General features: G+C 68.1%; 18 protein-coding genes. 5 read left to right on the top strand and 13 right to left on the bottom strand.

Annotation, left to right across the window (positions count from 1 at the left end; genetic code table 11):
* Positions 1 to 30: 30 nt before the first annotated feature.
* The gene (locus LCL61_RS12320; protein ID WP_340686963.1) at positions 31 to 771 is read left to right on the top strand and encodes a DUF899 domain-containing protein; all 741 of its coding nucleotides are present in this window, start codon (positions 31 to 33) and stop codon (positions 769 to 771) included.
* A gap of 562 nt (positions 772 to 1333) precedes the next feature.
* Here LCL61_RS12320 and LCL61_RS12315 read toward each other — a convergent pair.
* The 5 genes from LCL61_RS12315 to LCL61_RS12295 form a co-directional block, all read right to left on the bottom strand.
* On the bottom strand, positions 1334 to 2578 hold the full coding sequence (locus tag LCL61_RS12315) for a class I SAM-dependent methyltransferase (RefSeq protein ID WP_340686962.1): 1245 nt from the start codon (positions 2576 to 2578) through the stop codon (positions 1334 to 1336).
* Between the two features lie 314 nt (positions 2579 to 2892).
* Entirely contained in the window at positions 2893 to 4503 is a 1611-nt protein-coding gene (locus LCL61_RS12310; protein ID WP_340686961.1) for an MFS transporter, read from the bottom strand.
* Between the two features lie 90 nt (positions 4504 to 4593).
* Positions 4594 to 5946, bottom strand: a complete 1353-nt coding sequence (locus tag LCL61_RS12305; RefSeq protein WP_340686960.1) for a nucleotide disphospho-sugar-binding domain-containing protein — start codon at positions 5944 to 5946, stop codon at positions 4594 to 4596.
* A 353-nt stretch (positions 5947 to 6299) separates the two neighbouring features.
* Entirely contained in the window at positions 6300 to 6971 is a 672-nt protein-coding gene (locus LCL61_RS12300) for a DUF402 domain-containing protein (protein ID WP_340686959.1), read from the bottom strand.
* Between the two features lie 261 nt (positions 6972 to 7232).
* A complete protein-coding gene (locus LCL61_RS12295) occupies positions 7233 to 7688 on the bottom strand; it encodes an SgcJ/EcaC family oxidoreductase (RefSeq protein WP_340686958.1) in 456 nt (151 codons plus the stop codon).
* A 282-nt stretch (positions 7689 to 7970) separates the two neighbouring features.
* Here LCL61_RS12295 and LCL61_RS12290 point away from each other — a divergent pair, with 282 nt between their 5' ends.
* From LCL61_RS12290 to LCL61_RS12275, 4 genes are all read left to right on the top strand, one after another.
* Complete coding sequence (locus LCL61_RS12290; protein WP_340686957.1) at positions 7971 to 8438, top strand: SgcJ/EcaC family oxidoreductase; 468 nt, start codon at positions 7971 to 7973, stop codon at positions 8436 to 8438.
* A 22-nt stretch (positions 8439 to 8460) separates the two neighbouring features.
* The gene (locus LCL61_RS12285; RefSeq protein ID WP_340686956.1) at positions 8461 to 8940 is read left to right on the top strand and encodes an SgcJ/EcaC family oxidoreductase; all 480 of its coding nucleotides are present in this window, start codon (positions 8461 to 8463) and stop codon (positions 8938 to 8940) included.
* A 208-nt stretch (positions 8941 to 9148) separates the two neighbouring features.
* Positions 9149 to 10765, top strand: a complete 1617-nt coding sequence (locus LCL61_RS12280; RefSeq protein ID WP_425342041.1) for a tannase/feruloyl esterase family alpha/beta hydrolase — start codon at positions 9149 to 9151, stop codon at positions 10763 to 10765.
* A 230-nt stretch (positions 10766 to 10995) separates the two neighbouring features.
* Complete coding sequence (locus tag LCL61_RS12275; RefSeq protein WP_340686954.1) at positions 10996 to 12873, top strand: propionyl-CoA synthetase; 1878 nt, start codon at positions 10996 to 10998, stop codon at positions 12871 to 12873.
* Between the two features lie 326 nt (positions 12874 to 13199).
* Here the strand turns inward: LCL61_RS12275 and LCL61_RS12270 are convergent, their stop codons facing one another.
* The 8 genes from LCL61_RS12270 to LCL61_RS12235 are packed head-to-tail and all read right to left on the bottom strand — an operon-like array spanning position 13200 to position 21372.
* A complete protein-coding gene (locus tag LCL61_RS12270; protein ID WP_340686953.1) occupies positions 13200 to 14744 on the bottom strand; it encodes an amino acid adenylation domain-containing protein in 1545 nt (514 codons plus the stop codon).
* A gap of 11 nt (positions 14745 to 14755) precedes the next feature.
* The gene (locus tag LCL61_RS12265; protein WP_340686952.1) at positions 14756 to 15829 is read right to left on the bottom strand and encodes an acyl-CoA dehydrogenase; all 1074 of its coding nucleotides are present in this window, start codon (positions 15827 to 15829) and stop codon (positions 14756 to 14758) included.
* On the bottom strand, positions 15822 to 17006 hold the full coding sequence (locus LCL61_RS12260; protein WP_340686951.1) for an acyl-CoA dehydrogenase family protein: 1185 nt from the start codon (positions 17004 to 17006) through the stop codon (positions 15822 to 15824). The genes LCL61_RS12265 and LCL61_RS12260 overlap by 8 nt, the downstream gene beginning before the upstream one ends.
* Positions 17003 to 17257, bottom strand: a complete 255-nt coding sequence (locus LCL61_RS12255; RefSeq protein WP_340686950.1) for an acyl carrier protein — start codon at positions 17255 to 17257, stop codon at positions 17003 to 17005. The genes LCL61_RS12260 and LCL61_RS12255 overlap by 4 nt, the downstream gene beginning before the upstream one ends.
* A 3-nt stretch (positions 17258 to 17260) precedes the next feature.
* Entirely contained in the window at positions 17261 to 18568 is a 1308-nt protein-coding gene (locus tag LCL61_RS12250; protein ID WP_340686949.1) for a type III PLP-dependent enzyme, read from the bottom strand.
* Positions 18561 to 20069, bottom strand: a complete 1509-nt coding sequence (locus tag LCL61_RS12245) for a class I adenylate-forming enzyme family protein (protein WP_340686948.1) — start codon at positions 20067 to 20069, stop codon at positions 18561 to 18563. Before LCL61_RS12245 ends, LCL61_RS12250 begins: the two co-directional genes overlap by 8 nt.
* Complete coding sequence (locus tag LCL61_RS12240) at positions 20066 to 21172, bottom strand: acyl carrier protein (protein ID WP_340686947.1); 1107 nt, start codon at positions 21170 to 21172, stop codon at positions 20066 to 20068. The genes LCL61_RS12245 and LCL61_RS12240 overlap by 4 nt, the downstream gene beginning before the upstream one ends.
* Positions 21172 to 21372 (bottom strand): hypothetical protein, encoded by a 201-nt coding sequence (locus LCL61_RS12235; RefSeq protein ID WP_340686946.1) that lies wholly within the window; start codon positions 21370 to 21372, stop codon positions 21172 to 21174. Before LCL61_RS12235 ends, LCL61_RS12240 begins: the two co-directional genes overlap by 1 nt.
* Between the last annotated feature and the right edge of the window lie 1142 nt (positions 21373 to 22514).

The raw sequence follows: 22514 nt of genomic DNA, 5'->3' as shown, positions 1-22514 counted from the left end.
ACGAATGACGAGACAAAGTGAGGGCGAACGATGAGCCTGCCGAAGATAGTTTCTCGTGACGAGTGGCATTCCGCTCACAAGGACTTCCTCGCCAAGGAGAAGGCGGCCACGAAGGCGCGGGACGCGCTGAACACCGCCCGTCGCGAGCTGCCGATGATCGAAGTCGAGAAGGACTATGTCTTCGAGGGTCCTACGGGCAAGCGCCGCCTGATCGACCTGTTCGAGGGTCGTCGTCAACTCATCGTCTACCACTTCATGTTCCACCCCGACTGGGACGAGGGGTGCGCGGGCTGCTCGTTCCTGGTCGACAACTTCGGCAGCCTCTCCCATCTGCACCGGCGCGACACTTCGCTCGCGGTGGTGTCGCGGGCGCCGCTGTCGAAGCTGCTCGCCTACCGGGACCGGATGGGGTGGGACTTCGACTGGCATTCGTCGGGGGACAGCGACTTCAACTACGACTTCCACGTGACCCTCGACGACCGGGTGGCCCCCGTCGAGCACAACTACGAGGATCGCGCGGCCCTCGAGCGGCGGGGCCTGACCGAGTTCAAAGGCATGGAGACGCCCGGCGCCAGCGTCTTCCTACGGGACGGCGATCGGGTCTTCCACACGTATTCGACGTATGCGCGGGGTACCGAGGTGTTCCTCAGTACGTTCCACCTGCTCGACCTGACGGCGCTTGGCAGGCAAGAGCGATGGGAAAAGCCGGCCGACCGTTACACCGGTCCGGTGAAATCGATCCGCCGCCACTACCAGTACAAGGACGAGTGAGCCAACCACCCGGCCGAACGGGTGAGAAGGACCTCCGTGACCGGGGGTCTTTTCGCGTTCACCAGCGCGTTTATCGACCAATCTCCTTTCGCTACGTTCGAGGTGCGCCACTCGGGCCGGAATGCGCCGCGCGCACTACCTCCCCGAGTACATGAAGGCCTTCTTCCTTGCATTAGTGTCGCGTGACCCTGCTTGCCTTACGCCGTTGCGGCCCACGCGGCCCTGGCAGCGTCGGAGAAAACCCCTGGTACAACCAGCTTTTCTCCGTCTTGCCATGATCCACGTGGATCCACAGCGGACGCAAGGCAGCAGGATCACGCGACACTAGGCGCAAGGAAGGAGGCCTTCATGTACTTCACCTGGCGTGTCACCTAGCCAGGCCAGACAACAAGTAGCCAAACGCCGCCACGAACTCGCGCCATAAGTTCCTGTGGGGTCGATGCGCTGAAGGGGACTTTCGTCGCATGCGATGCGGGTAAAGCGCCCTTCACCGCGAGAGACGAGGGGAAAGTCCCCTTCAGCCCTCCCGCAGACCTATGGTGCGAATCAACGACTCGGGACACTATCGGTCGAGGATCCGTGGCTCGGGCAGCGGTTCGATCAGCTTTCCGCGGAAGCCTTCGTTACGCAGGTTGGTAATCACCTCGTCGGCGATGTGCCAGGACAGCAGGATGGCGTAGTCCGGCTGGTCCTCCCCGCACAGCTCCTGCTGGCTGATGACCGGGATGTGGGTGCCGGGAAAGAACCTGCCGATCTTGCGCGGGCTGATCTCGGAGACCACGTCGATGTCGTCGGTGCCGAGATCGCAGTAGTTGAACAGTGTCACCGCACGTCCCGGCGCGGAAGCCCCCGCGACCGTGGCACCGGTGCTCTTGAGCTCCGCGACCAGGTCGCGCAACTTCTCCCGGTGCTCCTCCACCTTGGTGGCGAAAGCGGAGTAGATCATCGAGTCCCGCAGCTTCAGGGTGTCTTCGTACTCGCGGATCTCCGCGACCGACTCGTGTATCTCGTGGGCACCGGCGAAACCGGCGTAGACCCGGACCGACCCGCCGTGGGTCGGGATCCGCTCGACCTTGACGACTTCGAGACCGTGGAGCCGGAACGCCTCGTCCAGCGCCGTCAGCGAGTAGTACCTCGAGTGCTCGTGATAGGCGAAGTCGTACTGCAGGGTCTCGAGAAGATCCGGCAGGTAGTGCGACTCGTTCACGAACAGCCCGTCGTCCTTCAGGATCGTCGTGATGCCGTCCAGCACGTCGTGCAGGTTGGTGACGTGCGCGAACACGTTGAGCGCGACCACGATGTCCGACTTCCCGCGGGCCGACGCCACCTCGTCCGCGACAGTCGAACTGAAATAGTCCTTGACCACAGGGTTTCCGGCTGCCGACGAACCGACCGGATCGACGCCGAGGACGTCGAACGAGCGATCGGCCAGCTTGTCGAGCAAACTGCCGTCATTGCTCCCGAACTCGACGACGGATCGGCCGGCAGGGCCCGACTCATAGAGTCCTGCGAGCGTGTCCGCGAGTTCCTCCAAGTGCACGTGGTAGCCGGCGGTCAGACCCGCGAGGTGGTGGTAGTCGCCTGAGAACAGGATGCGCTCACTGACCCATTCCATGACCTGCACCAGGCTGCACTGTTCACAGAACCCCAGCTCGAGTGGCCAGAGCTGTTCGTTGTCCAGTTCCTCTTGGTTCGCGGGGAAATGGAACGAAGGCTGCATGCCGAGCGACAGGAACTTGCGGACCTTGATGTCCCGGCACGTCTGGCAGAGCGTTACGTTCTCCGCCCCTCTCAAACCATCACTCACGACTAACTCCTTCGCGCTGGCCGGTCGGTTCTCCGGTAGCCAACCGTACGATTCCCGGATCCGTCCGGACGTCTCCGTGACTGCTCGGACGGCGCGCGATTTCGTGTCACACGGGTGCGGATGGGCGAAGTCGTCCACCAGGAACGGCGACATCGAGACGCCCAGCCACCCCGGCGCGCGCCGGGGTGAACCGAACTCGACGGTCTCTTCCGCCTCAGTGCCGTCGAGNCGTCGTCGAGCGACGGCTCGGCGCGCGCCGGGGTGGCTGGGCGTCTCGATGTCGAATCCTCATCGGGCAGGCGCGGCGCGGCCGGTCACGCTCGGTCCGCGGCGACCTCCGCTTCACGGGGCACGGCGGGACCGTCCTCCGGTTCCGGTTCTGGCGCCTCGGAGCCGATGGGCTTGACGTGGCGCATCGTGGCGTACACCACGACGGTGAGTGCCGCCAGCGTGACCGCGCATCCGATCGCGATGGTGCTGAGCCCGCTGGTGAACGTCTCGCGAGCCGCCGTCGCCAGCTGATCGCCCAGCGGGGCAGGCAGCGTCCCGGAGGTGGCGACCGCGCCCGCGAGGTCCTCCTTGGCGGCCGCCGAGGCACCGGCGGGGACGCCTGGAGGTACGGCGACCCAACTGGTGTAGAGCACAGTGGACAGGCTGCCGATGGCGGCGATGCCGAGTGCGTTGCCGAGCTCGCCGCTGGTGGTCGAGAGGGACCCGGCCGAGCCGCTGCGTTCCGGCGGCGTCGCCATCATGGTGAGCTGGTTGCTGATCGCGGGGACCGCGCTGACCCCGGCGTAGATGATGCACAACCCCACGACGAGGACGGCCAGACCGCCCGCCGAGGGGGCCCGCGAAATGACGACCATGCCAACGGCGCTGAGCAGCAGCCCGCCCATGAGCACCAGGCTCGGGGGCAGCCGCGTGGCCAGTGGGACGGACAACTGGACCCCGGCGATCGCCACCACCGACGGGACGATGAGCCACAGCGCCGCGGCGAACGGGCTGAGTCCCTGGACCAGCTGCAGATACTGGGACACGAGCAGGCCACTACCGGCCAGGGCGATACCGGTGACCATGAACAGGGTCAGCGCCCCCGCGACCGCGGGGATCCGGAACAGGCTCATGTCGAGCAGGGGATCGGCAAGGCGAGCCTGACGGCGGACGAACAGCACGCCGAGCAGGACACCGACGACGCATGCCACCGCCGGGACCGGGTCCCACCCGTTCCTGGCCAGTTCCTTGAGCCCGTAGATGACCGCGAGGATGGCGGCCAGCGACAGCGCCACGCTGGCGAAGTCCAGGCGGGCGGCGTTCTCGTCGCGGGACTCCGGCAGCAACACCTTGCCGGTCAGCACCAGCAGCGCCATGAGCGGGACCGCGATCAGGAAGACCGAGCCCCACCAGAACGAGTTCAGCAGCAGTCCGCCGACCGACGGACCCAGGCAGAGTCCTGCCATACCCACCGTCGACCAGATCGCCATGGCCCTGGCCATCTGCTTGGGGTCGGGGAACATCGTCCTGATCAGCGCCAGGGTGCAGGGCATGAACGTGGCTCCGGCCACCCCCAGCCCCGCCCGCATCGCGATGAGCATCGCCGGGCTCGTCGAGAACGCCGCGGCGATCGACAACAGGCCGAACGCGCCGGCGCCGATCAGCAGCAGCTTGCGCCGGCCGACCCGATCACCCAGCCGCCCCATCGCGACCAGTGATCCGCCGATCAGGAAGCTGTAGATGTCGACGGTCCACAGGCTCTGCAAGGCACTGGCACCGAGGTCCACGGTGATGTGCGGCAGCGCCAGGAACATCACCGTGAGGTCGAGGAACACCACCATCGTCGGCAGGCTCAGTATCGCGAGGCCGATCCATTCGCGGGCTCCCGCCTGCCTCGGACCGAGGCGGGAGCCGCCCGTGAGCTCTGTGGTCATGATCAATCTCCATCCAGATGATCGCGAAGCCGGTGGCGACGTCGCGCCCGACCGGCCGGTGGGCTTACTGCCGCCCGTCCGTCAGCGCGCCTACCGGCGCCGGTGCTCGTCGGTCAGCCGCTCCAGGATCGGGACGAACTCGCTGGGGCCCGGCGTGGACAGCAGATCTCTGCGCAACCGATCCGTTCCCTCCTGGAACGACGGCTCGGTCAGCACCCGCATGATCTGTTCCCGCATCTCCAGGGCATCGGGCTTACTGACGTTCATGACGAGGCCGGCCCCCGAATCGGTGACGTACCGGGCCAGTGCCGGCCCCAGGCTGTACCTCGATCGGCCCAGCTTCTCCTCGCCGGAGGACGGGGTCGCCACGATTTCGTGGCCGACGAAGTCGACCACGATCTGCCGCACACCGTTGGCGATCGCGGGCATGACCGTGCCCATACCGCCGTGGTGGATGAGCAGGTCGCAGGTTGGCATCAACTGGTTGAGCGGGACGAAATCCACCACCCGCACGTTGTCCGGGATCTTGTCGACCTGCGACAACTGCTTGTCGTTGAGCGTTGCCACGACCTCGACGTCCAGCACGGACACGGCTTCCAGCAGCGCCGGGATATGAGCCCATCCGTCCGCCATGAACGACCGCTCGGACAGACCCAGCGACAGGGCCACCCGTGGGCGGTCCGGCACCGGGTACATCCACTCGGGCATGACCTCCTGCCTCGCGTGCGGAATCCAGCGCATCGACAACGTCCGCGCGGACACGGCCGGTCCCACCGCTCGCGGCTGCACATTCATCGTCCACTGCCCGAACAACAGCTCCGTGTCGACCTCGACGCCGTAGCGATCAGCCAGCGGCCGCACGGTCTCGGCCACCGGATTGTCCACCGGCGGGGCGCCCGGTCTGCTGTTGGCCTCGGCGATCCTGTCCATGCTGCGGCTGAAGACATCCGGCGCCGTCCACCACCGGGCATGCGCCGCACCGCACACACGCGCCGCCACCGCGCCGCCAGGGACAGTCGGATCCCACAGCACCAGGTCGGGCTGCCATGTGCGGGCGAAGTTCACCAAGCCGTCCATGGCGGGCAGCGGAGTGCTCGCGTCGCCCTTGTAAGGGAGGAAGTCCCACATCGACGGCACGTAGTACTGGGTCAACACGTCCCAGTGCTCACGATCCGGGTCGTCGGAGTCGAAGTCCAACGCGGCGGTGATCCGCGCGAGATCGGCCCGCTCGGTGACATAGGGCCTCGCGGGCCCCATGAGCGCGGGCATGCTGTCGGCGTCGCATACCGACACCGGGGTCAGGCCCATCGACGCGGTCTCCGCCGCGATCGCCGGATGGGAAACGACACAGACCTCGTGCCCCGCCGCTTTGAGCGCCCACGCGAGCGGGACCAAAGGATACAGATGTGCCGACGCCGGCCAAATAACGAAAGCTACGCGCATGTGGAACTCCTTAACGTTACCTCGGTCTGGATCGCGTCGGACGCCACGGAGTGCCTGAGACACCCGGGCGGACCACCTCAGAATTGCGGTGAGCAGAGCACGAATAAAGGCGTCGACCGGTCGCGCGTGCTCGCCAGTAGCTCTCGAAGGTGTTCGCCTCTCCTTTTCCGGATACTGGGGACGACGGTACCGAGCCGCGACCCGACGCTGGAAGTGTGGAATACACGTCCCCAGGTATGATTAATTCCGGTCGTCATCACGGCGACGTCGTGAATGAAGGGCCCCTTCACTACCTTCAGGGTAGTGAAGGGGCCCTTCACGACCGTACGAACGCGCACGGGCACCGGCCTTCCTCACGCGGCGGCGGCGAGGGTCCACGCCGCGGGCCGCAAGCGCCAAAGCTCCCCGTCCAGCATGGGTGGAGCGAGCGAGTCCACCCGGACATCGCACCAAGTCCCGTCGAAGGGAAACCGGCCCGCGGCGGCGGCGCGCCGCAGGCGGCGACCCTCCGCGCGCACCGCACGCGCCTCGTCGGCCGACCAGTAGCCCGGACGGCCGGTCGCCCAGTGGAACTCGTCCTCGTCCTTCCACCGGCTGGTGCCGTCGGGAGCGACAAGCAGGTCGAGGGTGTGGTCGACCGTGTCGAGGCCGGCCGTGGTCCCGGCGGCCCAGCCCACCGCCGGCCGCTCAAGGTTGACGTACCAGCCCTCGAAGCGACCGCGGTCGAAGAACCACCACACCGAGTGCGCCCGCCCCGGCGGCACGAGCATGAGCACGTCGCGGTCGCGCCATGAGGTCGTGACGAGCGGCGCCTCCGCGACACGATCGATCGGCTCCTCCCGCATGGGGGACCCATCGGGGCAGCGAAGGGACGCGAAGCCCGACCCGATCGGGACCCACAGAAGGAGCCCGTGCGCCGACCGCCGCACCACCCTGGCGGCCTGGGCCATGCTCAGGTGGGGCCCGCGGAAGTACCGGCGGACGATGACCTCGCCGGCAGTCAGCGCGCTCGGGCCATCGGACACGAGGCCCTCCCCCGTCATGCCGGCACGCCATTCCCCCGACGCGACGCGGTCGTTCCCGTGACCCGTCCGCCGCCGGCCCACCCGAGGCCGGGCTCTGTGCCTTCTCGCGGGCCGGAAGGCGAAGAAAGACTTACCGGGACCGGGTTCCGCCGTTGGAGGTTGCTCATGAGAAGTCACTCCCGATGTCGTGCGATGTGCCCGCCGCGGCGGACACGGACGAAACCCCGACGATGACGTTCATCGGCTCGTTCTCCTTCGAGCTCAGCCCTTGATGGGACTGGTCTGCTGCGAAACGAGCCGCCATTCGCCGTCGACCCGGACGGTCACCCAGGTGCCGCGCACGGTGCGCTCCACGGGGACCGTGGTCTCACCCTCGTACAGCACGCCGCCGTCCGTGATCACCACGGCGATGCCCGGCTCGAGGATCTTGACGTCGACCGGCTCCATGACCAGCGTGGTGCCGCGCAGCGCCCCGGCGAAGGCTTCCTTGAAGAACAGCCGAATCGCCTCGGGATCGGTCAACTGCGTGTCGTCGACCAGGATGCTGCCGTTGGCGGTGAAGAGATCGGCGAAGGCGTCGGCGTCATTCGCGTCCCACGCGGCCCTGGCGCGCAGCGGAGCGGTCAGCGCGACGCTCTCCTCGCCTTGTGTGAACTTTCCGTAATAGGTGGCCCATTGCTTGGCCCCCGCGACGAGGGTTGCGGCCTTCTCTGACATCCGGCTCTCCTTGATCGACTACCTGATAACCTGAACGATCCGCCAGGCACGGGACCCGTACCGAGTCGTAATGGTCTCCGCAGCGAAGATTCGGGTGCGTCTCCTCGAGTGCGCCGAACCCGCGTATCCGGCGAGCGCACACCAAAGAATCGCGCGTGAGAAGCACGTCCGGCGTGGCAAAACAGGAGACGTGCCCCGGCCATCGCGCGTGTGAAGGTAAAGGGCGTATGGGGCCAATCGTATTTGTGCCGTTGGTTAGCCGATCACTTGAAGGAGAACACAGTGTCTGCACCCACTGACGACGACCAGACCAGGCTGGACGACTACTACGGCCCCTTCGTCGGAGAGAAGGAAAAGGAAGCCCTTGACGTCCCGTTGCGCCTTATCGCCGCATGGGCGAAGAACGACGGCTACGGCGTCGCCGAGCAGTTCACCGAGGACGGCATCCTCATCCTCCCCGGTGACGTGCTGAAGAAGGGCCGGGACGCGATCGGCTCGTTCATGACCGCCGCCTACGCCGGCCCGTTCAAGGACAGCGGCGTCACCGGCAAGCCGGTCGACGTCCGGTTCGTCTCGGACACCGTCGCACTGCTGCGCACCCACGGCGGCATTCTCGCCCCCGGCGAGACCGAAATCGACGAAGAGCTCGCGGTGCGCTCCACCTGGGTCGTCGTGAAGAAGGACGACGAGTGGCAGCTCGCGGTCTATCAGAACAGCCCCCGCGGCGCCGGCGCAACGCTCCGCTGGTAACGACTACTAACGGGAGATCACAGTGCCGACCACCAATTCGTGGGGCAACGCCACGTCGATTCTCGCCGACCACGCGGTCAAAGAGGACACGGCGTTCTACCGTTCATTCACCAGTGAAGACGAAAAGGCCGTCCTCACGGTACCGCAGCGCATTCAGGACGCCTGGCTGAAGAACGACGCCGACACGTTCGCCGACGTCTTCGCCGAGAACGGCAGCCTGCTGCTGCAGGACAACCAGCTGACCAGCCGGGAGCAGATCCGCGACTTCATGCGCGCAGGTTTCCAGGGCGGCCTCAAAGGAGCGCACGTCTACGGCTGGCCGCTCGAGGTCAAGTTCCTCGGTCCGAACGTCGCGATCGTCATCACCGAAGGCGGGATCATCCGGGCGGGCGAGTCCGAGATCGCGCCGGAGAACCAGATCCGTGCGGTGTGGACGGTCGTTCGCGGCGAAGACGGCGAGCTGAGCCTCTTCTCGCACCAGAGCAGCCCCATCAAGGGCTGACTCCCGAGAGGGCCTCCCCGCTTGCCGGGCGGGGGGCGTGAGTGGCGTTTCGGGTTGTCAAGAGAACCGAGACGCCGCTCACGGCCCCGCACCAACGCCTCACCTGTCACACCTACCTCACCCACAACTGTCCATAATGGACTCAAATGAACGCGGACTTCCAACTCAGGACACGAGGGAACTGGGTAGAGACATGCGACGGTTGGCAATACTCAGCGTAGCGATGCTTATCACGACAGGCTTGATACCGATACCGGCGGCGGCAGCCGACGTAGCGACACTCCGCCCTGTGCGGGCCTGCGCCGAACTCGTGCGCACCTACGACCTGCCGGGCGCGGTCACCCACGTCACGGCGGCCACGGTCGTGCCGGCGACGGCGACCGAACCCGAGAACTGCGACGTCCGCGGTTATGTCGAACCTGCCGTGAGATTCCAGCTCAGGCTGCCCATCACGACCTACGCCGGCCGGTACGTGCAAGTCGGCTGCGGCGGCTTCTGCGGCGGCGTCACCGCCCCGCCATTCACGGACTGCGGGCTCCCGCATGGCGGTGACGTCGCGGTCGCGTCCACCGACGGCGGCCACGTCGGCACCACCCCGCTCGTGTTCGACGACGGGAAATGGGCGGAGAACAACCAAACCGCCCGTGACGACTTCGCCTTCCGCGCACCCCACGTGGTGTCCCTCGCCTCGAAGCGGGTCATCACCGCCTTCTATGGCGCCCCGCCAAGGAAGTCGTACTTCAGTGGCTGCGGGCGTGAGGGACTCCTGCTGGCGCAGCGCTACCCCCACGACTTCGACGGCATCGTCTCCGGCGCCCCGGCAGGCCTCTGGGGGCCGCTCTTCGGCGTCTACCAGACCTGGCTGGCCAAAGTGAACACCGGCGCCGACGGAAAACCGATCCTGACCGCCGGCAAACTCCCCGCACTGCACGCCGCCGCGGTCGCCTCCTGCGACCGGTCCGACGGCCTCGCCGACGGAGCCATCGACGACCCGCGCGCCTGCCGCTTCAACCCGGCCTCCCTCACCTGCCCGCCGGGCACGGACAACGCCGACTGTCTCACCACCGCACAGGTCGAGGCCACCAAGAGGCTCTACGCGCCGCCGACCGACGAGCGCGGCCGGAAGCTGTACCCGGCCGGTCAGGCCGTCGGCTCCGAACTCGCCTGGTACGGCTGGATCATCCCGGCCCCGGAACTCGGCGGCGTCTCGTACGCGTACGCGCTCGCCGACAACTACCTCAGGTACATGGCCTACCCGAACGGGACACCGCACTCGTCGGTCGAGAAGTTCACCTTCACCGCTCGTGAATTCGACCGCCTCATCCCCGAAGGCGTCCGCTCCAACGCGATGTCGACCGACCTGCGCGAATTCCGCCGCTCCGGCGGGAAACTCGTCCTCTGGCAAGGCTGGGCGGACCAGGCGATCCCGGCGCCCGGCACCACCGACTACTACCAGCGGCTGACCCGCGCCTCCGGCGGTCCCGCCGCGACACAGAGCTGGGCCCGGTTGTTCATGGTCCCCGGTTTCTACCACTGTTACCACGGCGACAAACTCACCGAGTACGACCCACTACGCGAGCTCGTCGCCTGGGTCGAACGCGGCGCCTCACCCGACCGCACCATCGCCACCGGCCGCGACGCCGACGGCAAGGTGTTCCGCACCCGCCCTGTGTTCCCGTACCCGCTCCGCGCGAAGTACACCGGAACCGGAAGCATCGACGACGCGGCCAACTTCGTCCCGGCACCGCCGTCGAAACCGGTACGCGACATCGTCAACTGGGCGGGGAACGACCTCTATGGCCTGTCCGGACCGGTCGCACCGTGATCCCGGCCAGTCCTAATCGGACACTCGACCGTTTCCGTCGGGAAAATCGCCCCATACTTTCGCGGTCACACCGGTTCGCCGGAGCAATCACGGAGACGTCCGCACGGATCGGGGAACCGTAACGTTTTCACCGGAGAACCGACCGGCCGGTGCGAAGGGGCGGGTCGTGAGTGACGGTAGAGCGCCCTGCCGGTTACGAGGGCCAGCCGATCAAAAGGAGAGCCGGAACCATGGGCACGTATACCGAAACCTACCGTCGCAGCCTGGAAGATGCGGATGGCTTCTGGCTCGAAGCCGCCAAAGCGATCGACTGGACCCGCCCCCCGACCAAGGCACTGGACGACGCGAACGCGCCGATGTACCGCTGGTTTTCCGACGGCGAGCTGAACACCTCGTTCAACACACTCGACCGGCATGTCAACGCGGGCCACGGCGACCGGACGGCGTTGATCTGGGATTCGCCCGTCACCGGCTCCACCAGGCGGTACACCTACGCCGAACTGCTGGACGAAGTCGCGCGATTCGCCGGAGCCCTCGCCTCGCTCGGGGTCGCGAAGGGCGACCGCGTGCTCGTCTACCTGCCGGTGGTGCCCGAGGCCGTCATCGCCATGCTCGCCTGCGCGCGGCTCGGCGCGGTGCACTCTGTGGTGTTCGGCGGATTCGCGCCCAAGGAGCTGGCGGCGCGGATCGACGACGCCAAGCCGAAGGTGATCGTGGCGGCCTCGTGCGGGATCGAACCGACCAGGACCGTCGAGTACCAGCCGATCATCGACGCGGCTCTCGGAGTCACCTCGCATCAACCGGATCACGTCGTCTACCTTCAACGTGAGCGCGCTCGCGCCGAACTCGGCGAGCGGGACCTCGACTGGACGGACGTCATCCGGGACGCGTCGCCGGCGGAACCCGTGCCGGTCGCCGCGACCGATCCGCTGTACATCCTGTACACCTCCGGCACGACGGGGAAGCCGAAGGGCGTCGTGCGCGACACCGGCGGCCACGCGGTCGCGCTGGCCTGGTCGATGGGCGCGGTCTACGACATCCACCCCGGCGACGTCTGGTGGGCGGCCTCGGACGTCGGCTGGGTCGTCGGGCATTCTTACATCGTCTACGCGCCACTGCTGATCGGCGCCACGACCGTTCTGTACGAGGGGAAACCGGTCGGTACGCCCGATGCGGGCGCTTTCTGGCGGGTGATCGCCGAGCACGGGGTCAACGCGCTGTTCGCCGCACCGACCGCATTGCGGGCCATCAAGAAAATTGATCCGGACGCGACCGAACTGGCCAAATACGATATTTCACGATTCCGGACCTTGTTCATGGCAGGCGAACGGCTCGATCCGGAGACTTATCACTGGGCCAGCGGGAAACTGGGCGTTCCGGTCATCGATCACTGGTGGCAGACCGAGACCGGCTGGCCCATCGCGGCGAATCCGCGCGGTCTCGAACCCATGCCGGTCAAGGCCGGTTCTTCGACGAAACCCGTGCCAGGCTGGGACGTGCGCATTCTGGACCGGGCCGGTGGACAGCTCCCCGCCGGCGAAGAGGGCGCAATTGTGATCACCCTGCCGCTACCGCCGGGCTCACTGCCAACGCTGTGGGGCGCCGACGAGCGGTACCGTGAGGAATACCTCTCACAGCATCCCGGTTATTACCTCACCGGCGACTCCGGGTACATCGACGAGGACGGGTACCTGTTCGTAATGGGCCGGACGGATGACGTCATCAACGTCGCAGGTCACCGGCTGTCGACCGGCTCGATCGAAGCGGTGCTCGCCTCTCACCCTGCCGTGGCGGAATGCGCCGTGATCGGCATCAAAGACCAGCTCAAAGGCCAGTTGCCCCGGGGATTCGTGGTTCTGAAAACCGGAGCCGACATCGATGACAGCACGCTGAGCAGTGAATTGGTCGCACTGGTACGACAGGATATCGGGCCGTTCGCCGCCTTCCGCGACGTGTCCATTGTGGAGGCATTGCCCAAGACACGGTCCGGGAAGATCTTACGGAAAACCATGCGTGGTATCGCGGATGGGCGTACCGACCCGGTGCCTCCGACGATCGAGGATCCGGCCGTTCTCGAGGCGCTGCGCGCTGTCCTCTGTGGATCTTGAGCCGCACTGCCCCGTGGCGGTGGCGAGTAGGTACGTAATGGCCCCTTCCCTCGACTGGAGTATCAGGGCGTATCTGGTCGCTTATTGAGGAGTAAGGCAAACGTGTCTCGTGCCGACGGTACGTCCGTGAAGGCCTCCTTCCCTACCCTGAGGGTAGGCAAGGAGGCCTTCACGGCCAGCCGCGACGTGACAAGGGAGACCGCCACGCCATAGTTGACCTACCCGTCAAATAGTGGTCACCATCGGAACCGCAAGGGGTCGGGTCGTGAGTGGCGTTTCGACCCGGTGTCCCGACCCTCGCCCGTCACCTATACCCAGAAGGCGCCTCAGTCGCCCGCGCCGAGGCTGGCGGCCAATGCGGCTCGATCCACTTTGCCGTTCGGGTTGAGCGGCAGCCGATCGAATGCCGTCACACCACGCGGCACCATGTAGTTGGGCAGCCTCGTCCTCAGGCAGGCGAGGAGTACCTCGGCATCCTGTGCGACGCCGGTGTATGCGGCTTCGAGGTCCAACTCACCGTTCAAGCCGGCCACGGCGACGACGAACGCGTCTCGCACGCCTGGTTGCGCCCGGAGAGCTGCTTCGATCTCGCCGAGCTCCACTCGGTAGCCGCGGATTTTGATCTGGTGGTCGAGCCTGCCGTAGTGGACGAGCTGGCCGTCCTCGACTCGTACCCGGTCTCCAGTGCGGTACCAGTGCTGTTCGGTCAAGGGCGCCGAGCCGTCGTAAACGCCGGCGCGTTCACCGTCGAACGTGACGAACCGGCCGACGTTCTCGGCGGGGTCCAGGTAACCCGGGAACCGTTGCGGCCCGCGCACGCACAGTTCGCCGTCCTCCGAGCGCGTCCCGTCGTCACCGACGATCAAGGTCTCCAGTGCCGGGTACATGGTTCCGATGGGGACGGTGCCGTTCGCCGTGCGCGGCCATCGCCCGACCTGTTCCGGCAGGCGGTATCCGGTACAGGTGATGGTCACTTCGGTGGGGCCGTAGCTGTTCTCCAACGCGCTGTCCGGAGCCGCGGCCTGCCACGCCTCCGCCTGGCTCGTGGTCAGCGCCTCGCCGCAGAACACGCTCCACCGCAAGGTCGGCATGCTGCCGGGAGCGAGGCCGCGCAGCCGCATCGCGAACGAAACCACGGAGGGCACCGAGCACCAATGCGTCAAGCGCGCCCGATTCACGAACCGCACCGGCGCGAGAATGTCGTTGCCGCTGGGCACCACCAACGTCGCACCCGAGCCCCACGCGAGGAACATGTCGCGCACGGACGGGTCGAAGGTGAGGTCGAAGATCTGCGAGACCCGCGCGCCCGGACCCAAGCCGTACAAGGGGATCACGTAGTCGAGATAGGCGGAAACGTTGCGGTGCTGAATCGGCACACCTTTCGGCGTCCCAGTGGAACCCGAGGTGAAGAGGATATAAGCGAGATCCTCCGGACCGGCCGTCGAGCTGGGCAGGACGGGGTCGGCGCCCGCACGGAACGTGTCCAACCGGGGATCGGCCCACACGACGGGCACCGGCAAATCGTCATACCCAGGCGTGTCCTTTTGCGCCAGCACCAGGTCAAGGCGGGCCGCTCGGGTGATCGCGGCATTACGGGCCGCCGGGAACGCCGGGTTCAAGGGAACGACCGTGGCGCCGAGCCGTAGCGCCGCGAGATATCCCGCGTAGGCCAGCGGGCAGCGCGCGGCCAGCAGCCCGATCCTCGCCGGCGCACCGCCATGCTCGGCGATCAGCACCCCGGCCAGCCCTCTCGCCAAGGCGTCGAGCTCGGTATAGCTGAACCGTTCGCCTGCCACCTCCAAGGCGGTCAGGTCACCGAACTCCGCCACGGTGGCGGTGAACCAGTCATCGAGCGTACGGGCGTCGTTCATCGAGATCCCTCCTAGGCTGTCTCCGCCAGCAGCATGTCCGCCGAGTCCGCGACCGCGGACAGCACGACCTCGGTGGCCCCGCCGCCGATCCCGAAGACCGCGGCCTGGGCGCGAAGCCACTGCGCGCCGCCGGTCGCGAATCCGTCGGCTCCTTGCAGCTGGGCGCATTCCGCCAGCACCCGTTCGACGGTCATCCCCGCGCCGGCCTTCAGCAACGCGGCGGCCGCGGTGTCATGCCCGCTCGCCACCCGGTCACCGAGTTCCTGGCACAGCGCGTGCAATTGCCGCACCGCCACCACGCACGTGGCAAACCGCTGCCGAATGCCGTCGTGTCGCCACAGCGGCTCATCGGACCGCGCGGAGTCCTCGAGCCTTGTCTTCGTGGCGGCCAGCGCGCGCCGGCACAGCGCGACCGCCCACAGGGCACCGGCGAGCCGTTCCACCGCGATCTGGCGGGCGAAGGCGGCCAGTCCCCGGCCTGGCCTGCCGACCAGGTGCTCGCGGGGCAACCGCACGTCCTCGAAGGTCAGCTGACCGACGCCGGCGCCCGCGAACAGTTCGGTGTCCGCGCGGCGCGCTGTCACCCCAGGGGCCGAAGCCGGTACGAGGACCCAGGTGAAGTTGGTGAAATGCCGTCCTGGGCGGTGGCGGGCCAGCACCAGGATCTGGTCGGCCTGGGTGGCGTTGGTGATCCAGCGCTTCCCGCCGTTGAGCACCAGCTCGCGGTCGCCGATGGTCACCTCGGTGCCGAGCGCGGTCAGGTCCGATCCCGCATTGGTGTCCGTGGCGGCCAATGCGGTCACCGAGTTCCCGGCGAGCGCGTCCGCCAGCGCCGCTTCGGACGGGCCTGAGCCGGTGGCGAGCAGCGGCACGGCGGTGGCTAGCTGGACGCACAGCGACAGAGTGGCCCCCACGCTCGCCTGGGCGTCCACTTCGGACAGCAGGTGGCCGATGCCCGCGGGATCCACGCCAAGGGCCGGATCGCCGCCCCGATACGCCGAGCGCAGAGCGTCGGCCGCGCCAAGCGCGGCCCAGATCTCGGGCCCGCCGGTCGGCGCGTCACACGTATAAGGCGACTCAGGCAAGGCGAACCTCCGGGTCGAGCAGGGCCAATCGGCCGTCCGCGAGCCGCAGCCGGTCGTTGCTGTAGTTCAGCGCCGCGGACCGCAGGTCGCGCAACGCCCGCTCCAGGCCGGTTGGCGAGCCCTTCAAGTAGCCGTGCTGCAGGCCGACCGCGTCGATCAGGTCCTCCACCGCGGCGTGGCACTGCTCGGCGGCGGTGATCTTCAGCGTGTTCAGCATGAGCTGGTTGCGCGGCCGCGACAGGTCGTCCGCCTCCACCACCATGTGCGCGGTCCGCCGCAGCAGGGCGTGCACGGCGTCCACCCGCTGCCGTGCCGAACCGAGCCTGCTCAGCAACAGCTCGGAGTCGAGGTTGAACCGCTGACGACTCTCCTTGGCACGCAACAGGGTCAACACCCGCGACAGCGCGCCGCAGGCGGTGCCGAGCCAGCTCGCCGACCAGCCGAGATGGGCCAGCGGCGCGAAGACCTCGGACGCGATCCGGGGGAACCCGCCGTGCTCTCCGACGATCTGGTGGCCGGGCATCCGCCCGTCCAGCCGCAGCGGCGCGCTGTGACTGGCGCGCATCCCCATCGGCTGCCAGTCGCCGGACGCGGTCAGCTGGAGCTGATCCCGATGCGCGTATACGAGCGAGATCTGGTTGGGCGACACGGCGCCCGGGCTGCGCATGGTGACGAGGAAGCCGTCCGCGTGCGTCCCGCCGGTCACGATCGGCGCGAACCGATCGACGATCAGCTCGCCGTCGGAGACGGCGAGCTCGGCTTGGGCGGTGCGCAGGTGGCCGCCCTTGCCTGCCTCAGTGGTCACCGACGCCAGGTACACCCGGCCCGCCGCGATCTCGGGCAGCAGCTCCTCGCGCAGTCGAGCGCCCGCGTGCCCCGCCACCGCGGCGACCTGCTGGCAGTGCATCGCGAAGATCATCGCCGCGGACATGTCGGCGCGCCCGAGCTGAATGGCGACGTCCAGCAGGTCGGTGATGCCGCCACCGAGGCCGCCGTACTCACTGGGAACCAGCAGCCCCAGCAGTCCGGTCGCCCGCATCTCGGCCAACGCCTCCACCGGGAACGTCGCTTCCCGGTCGTGGCGCGCGGCGTGCTCGGCAGCCACCCCGGCCACGCGGCCGGCGCAGGCAGTGGTGCTCTCCGGCGCCGGTTCGGCCAGGGCCATCGCGTCGCTCATGCCGCTCGCGCGCCGGGCGTGCCGATCGCGGCTTGCACCGCCCCCCACAGGCTACCGGCGGTGGTGAAGGTGGCGTCGGTGAGGTCTTCGTCGGGAAGTGAGACATCGAAGACGTCCTCAATGGCGAACAAAAGCTCGATGGACTGCATCGAGTCCAGCCCGAGGTCCCACAGCCTCGACTCAGGGGTGATCTCCCGTCCGTCCAGGAACTTCAGGAATCGGGTGAGCAGCTCGGTGAATCGCTGGTCCATGGATCATTCCTTTCCTGTGGCACCATGGCGAACCGGGGCGCGCGTGAGGTGTAGGCGGGAGGCGTCGACAACCGGCGAGCCGGGCAGGTCGCTGTCGATGACGATCTCCGCCGGGGCGGGGTGGCCGAGGAAGGCCAGCAGGCTCGCGTACAGGCCGTAGGCCCCGGTGTTGGGGACCGCCAGCAGGTCTCCCGGCGCGAGCCTTGGCAGCGGGATGCTGCGCGCCCAGGTGTCCAAGGGAGTGCACAACGGGCCGACGACCGTAGCTTCGGCTGTGTCGGCAGGACCGGACGCGTGGCCGACGGTGAGCAGGTGGGGCACCAAGGGCGGCAGCCTGCGCAGGCCGGACATGCCACCGAGGTGGTTGATGCCCGACTCGAGGACGACGATCTCCCTGCCGTGTGACCGTTTCGTGTCGAGCACGGCCGTAACGAGCGTGCCAGCCGTGCCGACCAGGTAGCGGCCCGACTCGAACACGATCGCCGGGTGCCCGGCACGCCAGCCGGGCACGCCGTCGTCGAACAGGTCCTCCAGCCGTTCGCGCAGCCCGTCGAACTCGACGGCGGCGCCTGCCCGCGCGAACGGGGCGCCGAAGCCGCCGCCGAGGTCGAGCACCTTGATCGCGGCCCCGGCCGCCTCCAGCGCCGCGACCAGGCGCCCCGCGGTACGCAGTGCGTGGCCGAACTGGGCGACGAGGTCCTCGGTGGCGACCAGGTTCGTGCCCATGTAGAGGTGCAGTCCCACCACTGACGCGTTCGGACGGCCCGCGAAACGCGCGGGCTCGTCGAGCACCCACCCGGTGTCCGCGCCGAACTGGGACGGCACGCCGGTCATCGCCAGCCGCTGGCCGGGCGTCGGCCGGTCGTCGTTGATCCGCAGGATGCACTGCGCCTTCACGCCGAGACCCGCGGCGATCCTGTCCAGCTGGTCCAACGCCGCCGGCGAATCCACCGAGAACTCCCGGACACCCGACCGCAGGGCGGCCGCCACGTCGGCGTCCCGCTTACCAGGCCCGGTGTACAGGGCATCCGCGGCAGGCCAGCCCGCGTCGAGCGTCGCGTCCAGCTCACCCGGCGAGCACACCTCGGGCCTCGCCCCGGCTTTCCGCAGCTCACGCAGGAGCTCCGGGTGGGGGTTCGCCTTGAGCGAGTAGTAGAGGCCGGACCCCTCGGGCAGCGCGGCCCGCAGCCGGCGCGCATTGCGCCGCACTTCGGCCAAGTCGTAAACGTAGGCAGGGGTGCCCACCTCGTGAAGCGCTTCCTGGAGCGCGGGAGACAGGGTGATCCGCTGGTCCAGCACCGCCTCAGACATGCCGCGCCTCCCTGAGCAGGTTGGCCAGTCCTTCGCGGTCGACCTTTCCGTTGCGGGACAAGGGAAGTTCGTCGATGATCACGCAGCGGCGAGGAATCTTGAACTCTTCGATCTCATCCCGCATGCCGGCCAGCACCTGCTCGGCCGTCACCGTTCCGGTCGCCACCAGCGCGGCCGGCTCCCCCTCACTCGGCGGCAACACCGCGGCCGACGCGCAGCCAGGCACCCTGCGCGCGGCGGCCTCCACCTCGGTCGCGCTGACCCGGAAGCCACGCTCCTTGTAGATGTCGTCCCGGCGGCCCGCGAAGTAGAGGTAGCCGTCCTTGTCCAGCCAGCCGTAGTCTCCGGTGCGCAGTTCCGGGAACAACCCGTTGGCCTTGGGGAACCGTTGTTCGGTCAGTTCGGGCCTCCGCCAGTAGCCGGCCATCACGTTCGGCCCGCGCACGACGATCTCGCCGACCTCCCCTGTCCGCAGGCGCCGACCTGACCCGTCCACGACGAACACCTCGGTTCCCGGTAGCGCACGACCGGACGATCCCGGGCGGACCAGGTCTTCGTCCTGGGGCATGATGGTGGCCCGTTTGCACTCGGTGAGCCCGAACATCAGCTGCGCCCGCAGGCCGGGGATCGCCGCTCGCAAAGCGGTAAGCGCCTCTGACGGCATCGCCGCGCCTGTGTTGGTGACGAGCCGCAAGGCCGGGGTGGGACCGCCCCTGGCCAGCAGCCGGGCCAACGCCTCCGCCACCGCCGGCACCGCCGGCAGGACGGTCGCGCCGGCGCGCACGAGGTTGCGCGCCAACGCAGGCCCGACTTCCGCCGGCTGCCCCAGCCAGACGTGCGCCCCGCTGGCCGCGCCAAGGAACAGTTGGTAGAGCCCGTAGTCGAAGGACAGTGGCAGCGGCGAATACACCACGTCGTCGTCTCGATAGGACAGTTGCGATTGGATGGCGAGCACCGCGAAGACGGCTTGCTGGTGTGTGCTGACGACGGCCTTGGGCAGCGAGGTGGTGCCCGAGGTGTAGATCAGGCACACCGGGTCCACCGGGAGCGGATCGTGACCGGCGGGCGGGGCCCAGGACCGCGGTTCGCCGGTGAACCCGACGTCGGCCAGAGCCGCGGCGTCGATCGCGTCGATCGCCTTGGCTCGTGCGTCGTCGACCACCGATCGGTCGGCGCCGACGACCAGCGCGGGTTCGGAGTCGTCGAGCACGTGCGCCAGGGGTCGTCCGCGCACCTGCTCGTGCAAGAGGGTGAACACCACCCCCACGCGCGCCGCCGCATACAGCAGCGCGGGAGTCAGCGGGGTGGAGCCTGCCACCACGACCATCCGGTCGCCGCGCCGCAGGCCCCGGTCCGCGAGCCAGCGGGCGAGCCGGTGGCTCGCACCCGCCAGTTCGGCGTGGGTCAGGGTGGTCCCACCGCTGGTCACCGCCAGCCGGTCGGGCCATCGGGCGGCGGCGTCGTCCAGCAGGTGCGCCAGCAAAGTGGGCTGAGGGTTCACGCGGCTTCTCCCATGGCACCGATCGATCCGGCGGCCAACCGGCATAGGCCGTCGAGGTGGTGAAGGTTCTCCGGCAGGAGGTCGTCCGGATCGAACTCCACGCCGAGCCGGTCTTCGAGACGTGCCACGACCGCGACCAACCGCATGGAGTCGAACCCCGGCAGCAGGGTGAGTTCCGGCTCGGCCAGCACCCGCTCGGTTCTTGTGCCGAGCGCCGCGGCCACGATCCCGGCCACCGTGTCGCGCATCTGCCCCGGCGAGGTGCCGCAGGCGAACACTTCCCGGTCCGCGGCCAGTGCCTGCCCCAACCGGCCCAGCAACCCGGCAGGCTCCCGGCGCCCCCGCTCCACCCGGCGCGCCGCCAGGTACGCCTGCTCGGCCAGCTGGTCCCATCCGCGCAGGTGCTCCTCGACCTCGCCGGTGGCCGGTGTGCCCGATCGGGCCAGGAACCCGGCGTGCAGCCGGCGGGACCGGACCAGCAGCCAGGTCTCCAGGGTGAGCTGGCGCAGCGCCGCCACCCGGTCGGCGTGCCGGGCGTAGGCGTCCAGGTAGTGGTCGGGGTCGGCCATGTCGACGACCGGGGTCGCCGACGGCACGGTCGCGGTGGGCGTCAGTGCCACCACGTGGTCGGCGGTGGGGAGCTCGGCCCAGTCCACCTCCCAGCGGCCAGGCACGGCATTGCCCCACGGCGTCAGGTTCCGGTAGGCGTCGGTGATCATGGCGCCGTCCGGGCCGCTGCCGACCAAGAAGCTGTGTTCCAGGTGCAGCTGCCCGTAATACGGCGTCCATGGCAGATCGTGAGCGTCGGCCACCACGTAAAGCTCGCCGTGCCGGGAGCTCAAGTCGGCGAGCCGCACCGGGGTGACATGCTGCCATTGAGCCTTCACCAGGAGACCAAGGAACCGCCCCGCGTCGGTGAGATGGTCTGCCAGACTCGGCTCGACGGTCGGCAGCTCGCCCGTGCCGGCGGTGGGCCGGAACCGCAGGGCGGCTCCCAGCGCCAGATGGGTGCCCGAGCCGTGGTGCCGGTCGGCGAGGACCGCGAGGTTGGCCTGAAGACAGTCCAACAACTGCGCGTGGACCGCGATTTCGGTCGAGGCCATCAGGCCCGCCTCCCCACGGCCACTTCACCGCGGACCGGTGCGAGGCCTGCCACCACGGCGACACCGTGCGCCGGCAGCGCGGTCAGGAACTCCAGGGGCCGGCGCCACCGCCTGGGCACGCCGCCAAGAAGCGGCACCCTCACCGGCGCCTCGCCGACGGTGCAGGAGGACGACGATGGGCTTTCCGTCACGAGCGTCATGTCCACTCCCAAGTCTCAGCGTTTCAGGTCGCGGGCGCCGGCCGGGACCTGGCCACCGGCGTCGGGGGAAGCAGAACTCCCAAGCGCACGAAGCGGTGGATATCGCAGTCATTCAATGGACTTCCAAGCTCCGGACCCGCACAGTCGAGCCTGCCCGGCTGTGACTGATTCTTCTGACCCCCGCCGGAGGCGTCTACTCCTCGAAAGCCTCCGAATCCGACAGCGCGGCCACGACCATGGGCGCGACAGGTCGTCAAGAGAGATTCCGTGCCGAGAATGCGGCCGATTCGGTCTGATCTCGAAGAGATGATCGGCGCGCGAAGGCCGGGGACCGCGCCAATGCCACGCAGCTCAAGTTGATCTTGAACGAGGATCTTCAGCGGCTGCCGGTCTGCTCGATCAAGCCGGACAAGTCACCGGCAGCGGACCCGAGGCGCGACTGTTCACGCGGGACGCCAGTCTGGATCCAGGTGCCCGATCGGGGCTTTGCGCAGCTGCGACACGGGGTCGTGAGTGGCAATGAGCGTTATTGAGGGGTAAGTCGAAGGTGGCGTGATCGTGGGCGGGCCCGCGGTGGGCCGAAGGCTCCCTTCGCCGCGTCTGATGCAGCGCAAGGAGCCTTCGGCGCCGGCCGGATACGGGGTCGCCGGGTTGTGTGCCGAAGGGTGAACGTGGCGAGCCGAGCCTTCGGCGAGGGACTCTTTCGGTGGCTTCATGGTGGGCAGAGGCCTTCGTGGCAAGGTCCTGCATATCGGGTCGCGAGGTTCACTCGCGGCCATTGGGTTGCCGTGTCGCGAAAGCCACTTTCGCGACGCATCTCGACCCTTGGGTTCAGCGAAGACCCACTTCGCTACCGCACCTGTCGCTCGACGCTGCGAAAGCCGCTTTCGCAACCTGCCACCTTTGCCTTACCCCTCAATAGAACGACCTTGCCACTCACGACCCCTCCCGTCCAAGATCAACTTAAGCTACGAGCCATTGGCCGCGCCCCGGTGGACGCCTGCTACGGAGAGTTCTCCAGCGACGAGGATAACGAGGCACTCGGCGCCGCGACGGAGCAGCCGGAGCTATATGTCGGTGACCGGTGAACGGTGACGGAAGAGCGAACGCCGACGATACCGAAACGAGCGGTATCGCCCGGC

Origin of the sequence: Amycolatopsis coloradensis (genome assembly GCF_037997115.1) — a bacterium.
Lineage (GTDB): Bacteria > Actinomycetota > Actinomycetes > Mycobacteriales > Pseudonocardiaceae > Amycolatopsis > Amycolatopsis coloradensis_A.
Note: the sequence above shows the minus strand (reverse complement) of the source record. Positions and strands in the feature narration are given on the sequence as shown.

What these genes read in the sequence shown, in the direction of transcription:
- LCL61_RS12320 (WP_340686963.1), top strand. Translation starts at nt 31, where the DNA reads ATGAGCCTGCCGAAGATAGTTTCTCGTGACGAGTGGCATTCCGCTCAC.
- LCL61_RS12310 (WP_340686961.1), bottom strand. Translation starts at nt 4,503, where the DNA reads ATGACCACAGAGCTCACGGGCGGCTCCCGCCTCGGTCCGAGGCAGGCG.
- LCL61_RS12305 (WP_340686960.1), bottom strand. Translation starts at nt 5,946, where the DNA reads ATGCGCGTAGCTTTCGTTATTTGGCCGGCGTCGGCACATCTGTATCCT.
- LCL61_RS12295 (WP_340686958.1), bottom strand. Translation starts at nt 7,688, where the DNA reads ATGTCAGAGAAGGCCGCAACCCTCGTCGCGGGGGCCAAGCAATGGGCC.
- LCL61_RS12275 (WP_340686954.1), top strand. Translation starts at nt 10,996, where the DNA reads ATGGGCACGTATACCGAAACCTACCGTCGCAGCCTGGAAGATGCGGAT.
- LCL61_RS12270 (WP_340686953.1), bottom strand. Translation starts at nt 14,744, where the DNA reads ATGAACGACGCCCGTACGCTCGATGACTGGTTCACCGCCACCGTGGCG.
- LCL61_RS12260 (WP_340686951.1), bottom strand. Translation starts at nt 17,006, where the DNA reads ATGAGCGACGCGATGGCCCTGGCCGAACCGGCGCCGGAGAGCACCACT.
- LCL61_RS12255 (WP_340686950.1), bottom strand. Translation starts at nt 17,257, where the DNA reads ATGGACCAGCGATTCACCGAGCTGCTCACCCGATTCCTGAAGTTCCTG.
- LCL61_RS12250 (WP_340686949.1), bottom strand. Translation starts at nt 18,568, where the DNA reads ATGTCTGAGGCGGTGCTGGACCAGCGGATCACCCTGTCTCCCGCGCTC.
- LCL61_RS12240 (WP_340686947.1), bottom strand. Translation starts at nt 21,172, where the DNA reads ATGGCCTCGACCGAAATCGCGGTCCACGCGCAGTTGTTGGACTGTCTT.
- LCL61_RS12235 (WP_340686946.1), bottom strand. Translation starts at nt 21,372, where the DNA reads ATGACGCTCGTGACGGAAAGCCCATCGTCGTCCTCCTGCACCGTCGGC.